The sequence below is a fragment of the Nocardia acididurans genome, assembly GCF_016741815.1.
GTDB classification, from domain to species: Bacteria; Actinomycetota; Actinomycetes; order Mycobacteriales; family Mycobacteriaceae; genus Nocardia; species Nocardia acididurans.
The window spans coordinates 173,606-185,832 of sequence record NZ_JAERRJ010000004.1; the positions used below are offsets into that span (position 1 = coordinate 173,606).

Below are 12,227 nucleotides of genomic sequence, written 5' to 3' on the forward strand. Positions count from 1 at the left end.
GTGCCGGGCCTACGCGGGAGGCGGGGGCGCCGGCGCGCCCTGCGGCGGCGGGATCTTCGCGTAGGACTTGATGACCGGCGCGCCTTCGGTCGGGTAACCCGTTGGCTCCGTGGCGATTCCGAGCGCGGTATCGCGGGCCGCGCCGGGATCCCAGCCGCGCGCCACCACCCGGGTCTGCACCAGGATCGCGACGGCGAGCACTACCAGCCCGACCGCCAGGCAGACCAGGATCGCCCCCGCGCCACCGAGTTTCGCGGCCAGGCCGATGGAGGTGCCGAACCAGCCGAAGTCGGCGTCGCCGAAGGTGGTGTTCTCCGCGCCGAACGGGCCGAGCACCTGCAGCAGGATGGCGGGCAGGAAGGTGATCAGCACGCCGTTCACGAACGCGCCCGCGACCGCGCCGCGCCGCCCGCCGGTGGCATTGCCGTAGACGCCCGCCGCGCCGCCGGTGAAGAAGTGCGGCACCAGGCCCGGCAGCACCAGCGTCCAGCCGAAGGCGGGGTTGAAGATCCAGGCCAGCAGGCCGAGCGAGATCAGGCCGCCGGTGAAGCTGCTGAGGAATCCGATGAGCACGGCGTTCTGCGCGTACGGGAACACGATCGGCGCGTCCAGCGCCGGAATCGCACCCGGCACAACGCGTTCGCCGATGCCCTGGAAGGCGGGCACCAGCTCGCCCAGAATGGTGCGCACACCGAAAAGGATGACGGCGACCGCGATTCCGAACTGCAGGCCCTGTGAGACCGCCTTCATGAGGTAGTTGCCCACATCGGTGGCGGGGATCTCGAAGGCCCTGAACGCCACGTCCTGTCCGGCGCGAATCAGGTAGATCACGGCCAGCACGAGGTATAGGATCACCATCGACAGCGCGGTGGCCACCATCGAATCCCGCAGGAAGCGAAGACCTTCCGGCAGATTCATCTCCTCGGTACTGCGGCTCTTCTTGCCGACCAGCTGCCCGGTCGCACCCGCCGCGATGTACCCGGCCGTGCCGAAATGCCCGATGGCGATATCGTCGCCGCCGGTGATGCGCCGCGTCCACGCCTGCGACAGCGCGGGCAGCGACACCATCACGATGCCGAGCAGCACGCCGCCCAGCATCACCACGACCGGCGTGGACATCCCCGCCACGGCCAGCACCATGGTGAGCAGCGTGGCCATGAACAGCATGTGATGCCCGGTGAGGAAGACGTAGCGCAGCGGCGTGAACCGCGCCAGCGCCAGGCTGATCGCGAAGCCGAGGATCATCAGCCAGGTGACCTGTGCGCCGTACTCCTGCTGCGCGATGGCCACGATGGCCTCGTTGGTGGGGATGACCCCGTGCGCGCCCAGCGCACCCTGGATCATGGTGCCCAGCGGATCCAGCGAGGCCACCACCAGGCCCGCGCCCGCGCCGATGAGCAGGAAGCCCAGCGTGGCCTTGATGGCCCCGCCGATCACCTGCCCGGTGGATTTGCGCAGCGCGATCAGTCCGACGGCGGTGATGATGCCGATCAGATACGAGGGCTGGCTGAGGATTTCGTTGACGATGAACTGGGCGATGCTCAGTACGACATTCATCCCGCGCCTCCTAGACGTCGAAGATCTCGCGCATGGCGTGATCGACTTCGGCCGTGCTGGTGAAGTTCTCGATGACCCGCACCGGAATCCCCACATCACCCAGGGTTTTGGCGATCTCGCCGGAGGTGAGCACGGCCACGGCCTCCCCCGCCTTGCCCTTGGCCGAAATGGTGTCGGTGGCTTCGACATTCACGTACGGAGACCAGTGCCATTGGGCCAGCACCTTTTCCAGGGTGCTTTTCAGGAACAGGCTGGTGCCGACGCCGTTGCCGCAGACCGTGAGGATCTTGACCGGTCCGGAGGTGCGGCTGCTCTCGGAAGCCGCAGCGGCAGAACCGGATTCGGTAGGCGGGGTGGTGGCCGCCACGACGGGCCGTGTTCCCGGCGCGGGCGGTTCACTGAGCAGTGCGCGCAGCTGCCGTGGTGTGGCCACCGCGCGCAGCACCTTGTCCGCGCCGGGTTCCAGCAGCACCTTGGCGAGCTCGGCCATGGCGTCGGTGTGCACGCTGGAGTCCTTCGCGGCCAGCGCCACCACCAGATCGACGGGATCATTGGGACTGCCGAAGGTCACCGGTTCGCGCAGCCGCACCCAGGACATGCCAGTCTTCAGCACCGCCGGCGAGGGCCGGGCGTGCGCGAAGGCGAAGCCGGGTGCGATGACGATGTAGGGTCCGTTGTCCTCGACATTGCGGATCATCTCGTCGGTGTACTCGGCGGTCGCCACGTCGGTGGCCACCAGCAACTCACCGGCGGCGCGGAGGGCGGCGTGCCAGTCGGCGGCCGTGCCGTCCAGGTCGATCGCTTCCTCGGGGAGTAGTTCACCCAGTGCGGTCATCCCTGGATCATGTCAGAGGCATCCGTTCAGCAAACATCGGACACCTCGGCGCGTCACCGGTACATGGCCTCGATATCGGCCGCGTACTTCTCGGCGATGGGCTTGCGTTTCAGCGACATCTTGGGGGTCAGTTCGTCACCGCCGGGCTCCCAGGTGGCGGTGAGCACCCGGTACTTCTTGATCTGCTCGACTCGCGACAGCTGCTCGTTGGCGGCCTTGATCCCCGATTCGATGACGGCCAGGACACCCGGATCCTCGGCGAGGACGGCGGGAGAGGCGTCGGGCAGCCCGGCGCGTTCGGCGTAGGCCGCGCACGCGTCCGGGTCGAGGGTGATCAGCGCGGTCACATAGGGCCGGTTGTCGCCGATGGCGATCACGCCGAAGGCCAGTGGCAGGGAAACCTTCACCGCCCCTTCGATATTCGACGGCGACATGTTCTTGCCCGCCGAATTGATGATGAGTTCCTTCTTGCGGTCGACGATGCGCACGTACCCGTCGGCGTCGATGGAGCCGATGTCTCCGGTGTGCAGCCAGCCGTCGGCGTCGATGGTTTCCGCGGTCTGTTCGGGCTGATCACGATAGCCGCGCATGACGAGCGGACCGCGCACCAGCAGCTCACCGTCCGCGGCGACCCGCACCTCGGTGCCGGGCACCGCGATGCCGACCGTGCCGATGCGGATGGCGTCGGGCGGATTGCAGGTCGCGGCGGCCGAGGATTCGGTCATCCCCCAGGCCTCGCAGACCGGGATGCCGAGCCCGAGGATGAACGCGAGCGCGTCCGGGGCCATCGGAGCCGCGCCGGTGAGAGCGGCTTTCACCTGGTCCATACCCATCCGCCCGCGCAGCGTGCGCAGCACCAGCCGTTCCGCGAGCCCGTGCTGGATACGCAATGCCGGCGGGACGGGCCGCCGATCCGAGCGGCGGCGCGCCACCTCGGTGCCGGTGCCGATCGCCCACTGGAGCAAGCGCCGCTTGGGCGTCGACTTCTCCGCCGCGACAATGGCTTCGATACCCGCTTTGATCTTGTACCAGATGGCGGGAACGCCGAGGAACAGGGTCGGCCGCACCTCCGGCAGGGTGGCCACCAGCTGCTTGGGATCGGCCACCGCGACCACCTGCACACCCTCGATGAGGTTGTTGTAGTGGCAGAACGCCCGGTTGGCCAGGTGCGCGTCGGGCAGGTACGACACCACCCGATCATCGGAGCTGGGCGTGAAATACCGTTCCACGGCCGCGAATTCGGCCAGCAGATTGGCGTGGGTGAGCTCCACCCCCTTGGGCGCGCCGGTGGTGCCCGAGGTGTAGACGATGGTGAGCAGATCCTCCGCCCGCACCGCCCGCCAGGTGGCGTCGAAGTCGAAATCCGCTGCGGCGGCGGCCTCCACATCATCCAGGCTCAGCGTGTAGTCGAATGCGCCGTCCACACAGACGAAATGCTCGATCTGCCCGCGCACATCCGCCGCCCGCAGCTTGTCGAGGAACTGCGACTCGGTGACCACCACCCGGTTCCGCGCATTGCCGAACAGATGTGAGACCTGTTCTGCGGTGAAGGTGTTGTAGATGGAGAACGGCGTCGCCCCGGTGTGCAGGATCGCCGTATCGGCCAGATGGAACTCCATGACATTGGTGAGCATGAGCGCCACGGTGTCGCCCGGCTGCACCCCCAGCCCCGCGAATCCGGCAGCGAGTTTCCTTACCCGCGAGGCGTATTCACTCCAGGTGACACTGCCCGATCCGGCGGGTCCGCGCAGCGCCACCTTCTCGGGGTGGCGTGCGGCTGTCGCCTGGAAGGCTTCGCAGAGGGTGGTCGGGTGCGCGGTCACGGTGCTCCGTTCAAGGTGATCGGTGGTGCTGTTCAGTTGTCGTGTCACCGGAATCCGCTCCCGGTCAAGGCTTCCCGAGGAACCGATCGGCATCGATGTCCCATTCGGCCAGAATGGTGGCGGGATCGGTTCCGCGCTGGTTCATGGGCGCGGGCGTGGCCGCGGGGGTGCGGGTGAAACGCGGGGCGGGGGCGGGCCGGCGGATGGGTGTCGCGGTTCGGTCGTTGTCCGTCACAGGCTTTCGCTCCTTGTCCGGCGGGATCACGGGTACGTCAGGCGATGCGCCGGGCCCGCTGCGCGGTCTCGAGGATCAGGCGGACCACCTCGTCCGGCTGGTCCAGTTGCGGGCAGTGCCCGGCCTGGGGCAGCACCACCAGTTCGCTGCCGGGCAGCAGCGCGTGCAGCTCGCGGGCCGCGCGCACCGGGATCACCCGGTCCTTGGCCCCGTGCACGATGAGCACCGGGCAGACGGGCACCACGACGCCGTGGCCGATGGGGTTCTCACGGGCGTAGCGGACGGCGTCCCTGCCGCGCGCGGCCAGCGCCGCCATATCGGGCACCGACCGCACCGCCGTGGTCAGGAATGCGGGATCCGCGACGAATCCCGGTCCGTAGATGAAGACCCCCACGGCTTTTCGCACTGCCCACTGCACCACTCGATCGGAGATCGGGAGCGCACCGATCAGGTCGAACAGTCCGGTGTACTCGCGCCACCGGCATACGCGTGCGAGCCAGTGCCGGGCGAGGAGCGGCTCGTCGAGGCAGATCACCGCGGTCACCCGGCCGTCGCGGTCGCGGGCCGCGATGCGCAGCGCCGTCGCCGCGCCGAGCGAGTTGCCGACCAGGACGACCGGGCCGTGCGCGCGGACCACCGCCGCAGCGAACTCCTCGAATTGCGCTGTCAGCGCGCCCGGTTCGCGCGGCGCGGCCAATCCGAAGCCGGGCAGGTCGACCGCGACGGCCGAGCGACCGGCCGCCGCCAGCGCGCGCAGCACGCCACGCCAGGTGTCGGCGCTGTCGGCGTAACCGTGCAGCAGCACGATCGGATCCCCGCTCCCGGACACCAGCAGTTCCCGGGTGCGCACCCCAGCGTATTCGGCTGTGCGCTCGATGATTTCGGGCGCTGTGCCCGGCGAGTCGGGTGTGCTCACTGGGTGAGCAGACCCTTGGCGACGTGGGTCACCTGGATCTCGTTGGAACCGGCGTAGATCATCAGCGACTTGGCGTCGCGGGCGAGCTGTTCCACGCGGTACTCGGTCATGTAGCCGTTGCCGCCGAAGAGCTGCACGGCATCCATGGCCACGTCGGTGGCGGCCTCGGAGCAGTAGAGCTTCATGGCGGAGGCTTCCGCGAGACTCGGCTGCTTACCGGCGCGGCCGCGTTCCAGGGCGCTGAAGACCATGTTCTGCACATTGATTCGCGCCACCTCCATCTTGGCCAGCTTGAGCTGCACCAGCTGGAAGCGGCCGATCTCCTGGCCCCACAGCTTGCGGTTCTTGGCGTAATCGACGCAGAGTCGGTGACATTCGTTGATGATGCCCAGCGCCATGAAGGCCACGCCGATGCGTTCGGCGGTGAAAGACGAACGGGCGCTTTCGCGTCCGTCGCCGCCCTTGTGCTCCTCGGTCTCGCCGAGCAAGCGGTCCTTGGACAGCCGCACATTGTCGAAGAACAGTTCACCGGTGGGCGAGGCGTGCAGGCCCATCTTCTTGAAGGGCTTGCCCTGGGTGAGGCCCTCCATGCCCTTGTCGAGCACGAAGGTGAGCACCTTGCGGTCGCGCTTGTCGGCCCCGTCGCCCTCGTCGAGCTTGGCGTAGACCACCATCACGTCCGCGAACGGCCCATTGGTGATGAAGGTCTTCTGCCCGTTGAGGATGTAGTCCTCACCGTCGCGCTTGACGTAGGTCTTCATGCCGCCGAAGGCATCCGAGCCCGAATCCGGTTCGGTGATGGCCCAGGCCGCGACCTTCTTCATGGTCACGATGTCCTCGAGCCAGCGTTCCTTCTGCGCGAGGGTGCCACGCGACATGATGGTGGTGGCGCCGAGACCGATGGAGACGCCCATGGCGGTGACCAAACCCATGCACACGCCCGACAATTCGGCGATGAGCACGGCCATCATGGATTCCTGACCGCCCATGATGCTGTCGCCGGAGGACTTCTTGCCGTCCTTGCCCGGCAGCGGCTCACCGGCCGCGAGCGCCTCTTCCCTCTTGCGCTGCTTGGCCAGCATCTTGCCGACGATCTCGCCGGTCATGACGTCGATTCCGAACTCGCTGAACAGCTTTCGGATGACCGGGTACGGTTCCATCTCGCCGCTGTCGAGCGCGTCCAGATGCGGGCGTACTTCCTTGTCGATGAAGCCGCGCACCGCGTCGCGGATCATCTCGTCGGTCTCGGACCATTCGAACATCGTCGTTCTCCAGTCTCTTTCGAATTTCCGCGGAAATCAGGGCAGCCGAGCGGCGATATCGTCGACGAGCCAGGGGCCTTCGGTTTCGATGGTCTTCACGTCGTGCCAGCCGGCCAGTTCGGAGATGGCGCCGCCCTGCACCGCGAACACCTTGCCGGTGATCGGGCACTTCTCGGTGGCCAGATAGGCGACCAGCGGGGAGATGTTGGCGGGGCTGAAAGCGTCGAAACCGCCCTCCTCCACCGCATCCGCCTCGGCCGCCATCATGGCGCCCATACCGGGGGTGGCCAGGGTGAGCCGGGTGCGGGCGATGGGCGCGATGGCGTTCACGCGCACGCCGTAGCGGGCCAGTTCGTCGGCCGCCACCAGCGTGAGCGCGGCGATACCGGCCTTGGCCGCACCGTAATTCGCCTGTCCGGCATTGGGAACCGTGGTGCCCGAGGCCGACGCGGTGTTGATGACGGCGGCGTTCGGCTGGTTGCCCGCCTTGGACTGGTCCTTCCAGTATCCGGCCGCGTGCCGCAGTACGGCGGCGTGCCCCTTGAGGTGCACGGCCACCACCGAATCCCACTGCGCCTCGTCCATGCCCGCGAGGAACGCGTCGCGCAGGATGCCCGCGTTGTTCACCACGATGTCGAGTCGGCCGAACTCCGAAACAGCCTGATCGACCAGCCCTTTCGCGCCGTCCCAGTCCGCGATGTTGTCGGTGTTCGCGACCGCGCGCCCCCCTGCGGCGACGATCTCGTTCACGACCTCCTGCGCGGGACCGACGTCCGTGCCCTCACCGGAGTTGCTGCCGCCCAGGTCGTTCACGACCACCGCCGCGCCCTCCCGGGCGAACAGCAGCGCGTGCTCCCGGCCGATCCCGCGTCCCGCGCCGGTGATGACGGCTACGCGTCCCTCCAGTGCACCCATGTCCTGCTCCTTCGCGAAGTCTGAAAGTGTTGTGTTGCGGCTTTTTTCGATACGGCGGCCGCGGCGCCGGTACACGGATGGCGCGGCGCACAGCTGCCTGCGCGCCGCGCCGAACATCAATCCGCGATGACGGCCAGGCCGTCCGTCAGTACGAGGTCGTCGCCGCGACCGGTCTCGAACAGGTACGTGATGGCCCCGTTCTCGGTGCTCGTGCGCCAGATCCGGGTCTCCAGGTCGTCATTGGGGAAGACCATCCTGGAGAACCGCACCGCGTAGCGGCGCAGCCGGTGCACGTCGGAGCCGGCGAACTCGCCCAGCACGCCCCACGAGGACATGGCCATGGTGCACAGGCCGTGCGCGATGATGCCGGGCAGGCCGGCGTCCTTGGCGACCTGCTCGTCCAGGTGCAGCGGGACCGGGTCACCGGAAGCCGGGGAGTACCGGTAGGTCTGGTCGGCGTCCACGTGCGCGGCCGCCTTCGCCAGCGGCGGATTCGCGGCCAGGGCCTTGTCGAAGCGATGCGCGGGCGCGCTCTCGCCCACCTGCGGTCCGGCGTTCACCCCGCGGAAGAACGCCGTCAGGTACTGCTCGTTCACCAATTCGCCGTCCTCGGAACGGCATTCGATGAGCACGGTGATGGTGGAGCCGTTGTCCTTGCCCTCGTAGCCGATCACCTTGGCGCGCGAGACCAGCTTGTCGCCCGGACGGATCGGCCGGTGGAAGTGGAAGTCCTGCTCCCCGTGCACGACCCGGCCGAAGATATCCATCGGCACCACGTCGAGGATCGGCATCATCATGGCCTCGAAGACCGGGACGATGGCGAAGATCGGCGCGGCCACTTCACCTTTCAGGTGTGCTTCGATGGGATCGTTGGTGGCGGCGGCGTATTCGGCCAGTCGCTCCCGGGTAACCTCGAAGCGTTCCTCGTCGGACCAGACGTTCAGCCCGGCTGGGTCGAATTCGACTGGCGTGCCGGACATCTCAGGCCGCCGAGGCGAGGGCGTCGAGCTGCGCGAGGCTCTTGTCGATCTGGGCGCGGCCGTCCTTCTCGACCGCCTTGCCCAGCGCGCCCTTGATGAGCGCGCCCTCGAAGTCACCGGAGACCGACAGCTTGGAGCCCTCGCCCTCGGGGGTGATCTCGAAGGTGAACTGCACCTTCACACCGGCCATGCCGGTGCCGCCCAGCACCAGCTTGCTGGGGGTGTCGACGCTCTCCACGACCCACTCGATCTTGTTGGCCATGCCCAGCATCATGATCTTGGCGACCAGCTTGGAACCCGCGGCCAGCACGGCCGGCGGCTCCTCCATCCAGCGCTCGTGGATGGTGAACCACTTGTCCCAGGTCTGCGGATCGGAGACGACGGCCCACAGGGCGTCGGGGGTGGCGGACAGGGTGGCGGAAGCCTCGATGTGGCCCATGACGGAAACTCCTTCGGTTCCCCGCGATCCCGGCGCTGCCGGGATCGCGGAATGGTGAAACTCGGTGCCGGGCACCGGGGTCGGTGAGTGGTGTCAGCGCTCGGCGCGCTGGTAGGCCGTGACGATGGCAGCGCCACCGAGGCCGATGTTGTGCTGCAGGGCGGCGGTCACGTTGTCGACCTGACGCTTGTCGGCCGCACCGCGCAACTGCCAGGTGAGCTCACTGCACTGCGCCAAACCCGTTGCGCCCAAGGGATGTCCCTTGGAGATGAGCCCACCGGAGGGGTTCACGACCCACTTGCCGCCGTAGGTGGTCTGGTTCTCGTCGATGAGCTTGCCCGCCTCGCCCACCGGGCACAGGCCCAGCGCCTCGTAGGTGAGCAGCTCATTGGCGGAGAAGCAGTCGTGCAGCTCGATGACCTGGAAGTCCTCCGGGCCGAGTCCCGCCTGGTCGTACACGCTCCGCGCGGCTTCGACATTCATGTCGAAGCCGATCAGGTTCTTGGCCGTGCCGTCGAAGGTGGACGCGAAGTCGGTGGTCATGGCCTGACCGACGATCTCCACGGCCTGCCCGGCCAGATTGTGCTTGTCCACGAACGCCTCGCTGGCCAGGATGACCGCGCCCGAACCGTCGGAGGTCGGCGAGCACTGCAGCTTGGTCAGCGGGTCGTAGATCATGCGCGCGTTCAGGATGTCGTCGAGCGAATACTCGTCCTGGAACTGCGAATACGGGTTGTTGACCGAGTGCTTGTGGTTCTTGTACCCGATCTTGGCGAAGTGTTCGGCGGTGGTGCCGTACAGCTTCATGTGCTCACGCCCGGCCGCGCCGAACATCCACGGCGCGACGGGGAACAGCACCTCGCTGATCTCCGCGAGCGCGAGAATGTGCTTGCCCATGGGCTGTTCGCGGTCGTCCCAGGTGGATTCCAGCGAACCCGGCTTCATGCGTTCGAAGCCCAGCGCCAGGGTGCAGTCGGCGAGCCCGCCCCGAACCGCCTGCGCCGCAAGGTAGAGCGCGGTGGATCCGGTCGAGCAGTTGTTGTTGACGTTCACCACCGGGATGCCGGTCATGCCGAGCTCGTAGACCGCGCGCTGACCCGAGGTGGATTCGCCGTACACGTAGCCGACGTACGCCTGCTGCACCTCGCGGTAGTCGATTCCGGCGTCGGCCAGGGCCTTGGTTCCGGACTCCCGGGCCATATCCGGGTAGTCCCAGTCGCTGCCGTCCTCGTTCTTGCGGCGGCCCGGCTTCTCGAACTTCGTCATGCCGACACCGACGACATAAACCTTGTTCGTCATCGAACTCCTCACATCCGTCGAACTGACCACAAACATACAGAGCTGTATGTAACACAGCAAGACCTTCACCCGGAATCGGTACAGATTTGGGCAAATCACCAGGTAGTAGCCGCCGTATTGGTACATACAGCCAGACGTGTATGTAGGGTCCGAGCCCGCCGGCACGCTCGGCATTAGCTGGCCGATGTGACCCGCGCCACCGGTGAGGAGGCCGAAACAGCCACGTAATGGAACGGCAATTGCCCGTCCACATCCGTATACGAAGTTCAAAAGGTTGCTGTGGATGTTGTGAGGTTTGACGGGAGTTACACGTGGTCGATGTCGATACCCGGGCGGCGAATTCCGATGGAATCGCCGCCGCCAAAGAGACATTGGAGGACTACACCCTCCGCTTCGCACCGCGGAGTTACCGGAAGTGGAGCCCGGCGGTCGTCGGCATCTCCGCCCTCGGCGGTATCGCCTACCTCGCCGACTTCGCCATCGGCGCGAATATCGGCATCGCCCACGGCACCGGAAACGCGCTGCTCGGCATCGGTATCTTCGCGATTGTCGTGATGCTCACCGGATTTCCGCTCGCGTACTACGCGGCCCGGTACAACATCGATCTCGACCTCATCACGCGCGGTAGCGGATTCGGCTACTACGGATCCATCGTGACGAATGTGGTGTTCGCGTCCTTCACGTTCATCTTCTTCGCACTCGAGGGCTCCATCATGGCCCAGGGCCTGGAATTGGGCCTGGGCATACCGCTCTGGCTGGGTTATCTGGCCTCCACGCTGATCATCTTCCCGCTGGTCATCTATGGGATGAACACGCTCGCGAAGTTGCAGGTGTGGACGACGCCGCTGTGGTTGCTGCTGATGGTGCTGCCCTTCGGATTCCTGCTCGTGCGGCATCCGGACTCGGTGGACGCGTTCTTCGCCTACGGCGGCGCGGACGGTGCGGGCGTGAGCATCTCGGGCACGCTGCTCGCGGCCGGCGTGTGCCTGTCGCTGATCGCGCAGATCGCCGAGCAGATCGACTATCTGCGGTTCATGCCGCCGAAAACCCCTGAGAACAAGGGCAAGTGGTGGGGCTGGATGCTGCTGGCCGGTCCGGGCTGGGTGCTGTTCGGCGCGGCCAAGCAGGTCGTGGGCCTGTTCCTGGCGGTCTACCTGATCGCGAATCTGCCTGCGGCACAGGGCATCGCGAATCAGCCGGTGCACCAGTTCCTGGAGATCTACAAGGATATGGTGCCGGGCTGGCTGGCCATGACGCTGGCGGTCGTGCTGGTGGTCATCTCGCAGATCAAGATCAACGTCACCAATGCGTACTCCGGATCGCTGGCGTGGACCAACTCCTACACCCGGGTCACCAAGACCTACCCGGGCCGACTGATCTTCCTGGCCGTGAACCTGGTGATCGCGCTGGTTCTCATGGAAGCCAACATGTTCGACTTCCTGAACGATATCCTCGGCTTCTACGCCAACTGCGGCATCGCCTGGATCGTCACCGTCGCAACGGATATCGCGGTCAACAAGTACCTGCTGAAGATCTCGCCGAAGGTGCCGGAGTTCCGGCGCGGCATGCTCTACGACTTCAACCCCGTCGGCCTGGTCGGCTTCGGGCTCTCGGCGGTGCTGTCGATCATGACGTTCTTCGGGCTGTTCGGTGACCTGCTCAAGCCGTACTCCCCCATCGTGGCCGTGGTGGTGGCGTTCGTGGCCACCCCGCTCACCGCCATCCTCACCAGGGGCAAGTACTACCTGCGGCGCACCGACGACGGCATCGACCTGCCGCTGTTCGACGAGCACGGGAACCCGTCCGGCGAGACGCTGCCGTGCGTGGTCACCGGCATGGAATTCGAGCGGCCGGACATGATCGCCTCGGCGGTGCCCGGACCCGAGGGCGAGATCCAGTACATCAGCTCACTCGCGCTCTCCACCGACAAGGCGGGCATTCACCTACTGCCGCACCAGAAGTAGCG

Annotated in this window: 11 protein-coding genes; 1 reads left to right on the forward strand and 10 read right to left on the reverse strand. The window is 66.8% G+C overall.

All coding sequences use genetic code 11. From position 1 onward, the window contains the following. Positions 1–9 precede the first annotated feature (9 nt). From ulaA to JK358_RS11630, 10 genes are all read right to left on the reverse strand, one after another. Positions 10–1,557, reverse strand: a complete 1,548-nt coding sequence (gene ulaA / locus JK358_RS11585; RefSeq protein ID WP_201946656.1) for a PTS ascorbate transporter subunit IIC — start codon at positions 1,555–1,557, stop codon at positions 10–12. 10 nt (positions 1,558–1,567) lie between these two features. Further along, complete coding sequence (locus JK358_RS11590) at positions 1,568–2,392, reverse strand: PTS sugar transporter subunit IIAB (protein WP_201946658.1); 825 nt, start codon at positions 2,390–2,392, stop codon at positions 1,568–1,570. A 53-nt stretch (positions 2,393–2,445) separates the two neighbouring features. Next, positions 2,446–4,308, reverse strand: a complete 1,863-nt coding sequence (locus JK358_RS11595) for an AMP-dependent synthetase/ligase (RefSeq protein ID WP_201946660.1) — start codon at positions 4,306–4,308, stop codon at positions 2,446–2,448. After that, entirely contained in the window at positions 4,280–4,450 is a 171-nt protein-coding gene (locus tag JK358_RS11600) for a hypothetical protein (protein WP_201946662.1), read from the reverse strand. Before JK358_RS11600 ends, JK358_RS11595 begins: the two co-directional genes overlap by 29 nt. Before the next feature lie 37 nt (positions 4,451–4,487). Continuing rightward, on the reverse strand, positions 4,488–5,366 hold the full coding sequence (locus JK358_RS11605; protein WP_307817468.1) for an alpha/beta fold hydrolase: 879 nt from the start codon (positions 5,364–5,366) through the stop codon (positions 4,488–4,490). Continuing rightward, positions 5,363–6,628: an acyl-CoA dehydrogenase family protein gene (locus JK358_RS11610; protein WP_201946664.1), complete on the reverse strand. Its 1,266-nt coding sequence runs from the start codon at positions 6,626–6,628 to the stop codon at positions 5,363–5,365. Before JK358_RS11610 ends, JK358_RS11605 begins: the two co-directional genes overlap by 4 nt. Positions 6,629–6,664: 36 nt before the next feature. Then, a complete protein-coding gene (locus JK358_RS11615) occupies positions 6,665–7,543 on the reverse strand; it encodes an SDR family oxidoreductase (RefSeq protein WP_201946667.1) in 879 nt (292 codons plus the stop codon). Between the two features lie 116 nt (positions 7,544–7,659). After that, the gene (locus tag JK358_RS11620) at positions 7,660–8,523 is read right to left on the reverse strand and encodes a MaoC/PaaZ C-terminal domain-containing protein (RefSeq protein WP_201946669.1); all 864 of its coding nucleotides are present in this window, start codon (positions 8,521–8,523) and stop codon (positions 7,660–7,662) included. Position 8,524: 1 nt separating this feature from the next. Continuing rightward, complete coding sequence (locus JK358_RS11625; RefSeq protein ID WP_201946671.1) at positions 8,525–8,962, reverse strand: type II toxin-antitoxin system Rv0910 family toxin; 438 nt, start codon at positions 8,960–8,962, stop codon at positions 8,525–8,527. 93 nt (positions 8,963–9,055) lie between these two features. Then, a complete protein-coding gene (locus JK358_RS11630; RefSeq protein WP_201946674.1) occupies positions 9,056–10,261 on the reverse strand; it encodes a lipid-transfer protein in 1,206 nt (401 codons plus the stop codon). A gap of 311 nt (positions 10,262–10,572) precedes the next feature. Here JK358_RS11630 and JK358_RS11635 point away from each other — a divergent pair, with 311 nt between their 5' ends. Next, entirely contained in the window at positions 10,573–12,225 is a 1,653-nt protein-coding gene (locus JK358_RS11635; protein ID WP_201946676.1) for a purine-cytosine permease family protein, read from the forward strand. Positions 12,226–12,227: the final 2 nt, after the last annotated feature.

What these genes read in the sequence shown, in the direction of transcription:
- JK358_RS11595 (WP_201946660.1), bottom strand. Translation starts at nt 4,308, where the DNA reads ATGCCGATCGGTTCCTCGGGAAGCCTTGACCGGGAGCGGATTCCGGTG.
- JK358_RS11625 (WP_201946671.1), bottom strand. Translation starts at nt 8,962, where the DNA reads ATGGGCCACATCGAGGCTTCCGCCACCCTGTCCGCCACCCCCGACGCC.
- JK358_RS11630 (WP_201946674.1), bottom strand. Translation starts at nt 10,261, where the DNA reads ATGACGAACAAGGTTTATGTCGTCGGTGTCGGCATGACGAAGTTCGAG.
- JK358_RS11610 (WP_201946664.1), bottom strand. Translation starts at nt 6,628, where the DNA reads ATGTTCGAATGGTCCGAGACCGACGAGATGATCCGCGACGCGGTGCGC.
- JK358_RS11590 (WP_201946658.1), bottom strand. Translation starts at nt 2,392, where the DNA reads ATGACCGCACTGGGTGAACTACTCCCCGAGGAAGCGATCGACCTGGAC.
- ulaA (WP_201946656.1), bottom strand. Translation starts at nt 1,557, where the DNA reads ATGAATGTCGTACTGAGCATCGCCCAGTTCATCGTCAACGAAATCCTC.
- JK358_RS11620 (WP_201946669.1), bottom strand. Translation starts at nt 8,523, where the DNA reads ATGTCCGGCACGCCAGTCGAATTCGACCCAGCCGGGCTGAACGTCTGG.
- JK358_RS11615 (WP_201946667.1), bottom strand. Translation starts at nt 7,543, where the DNA reads ATGGGTGCACTGGAGGGACGCGTAGCCGTCATCACCGGCGCGGGACGC.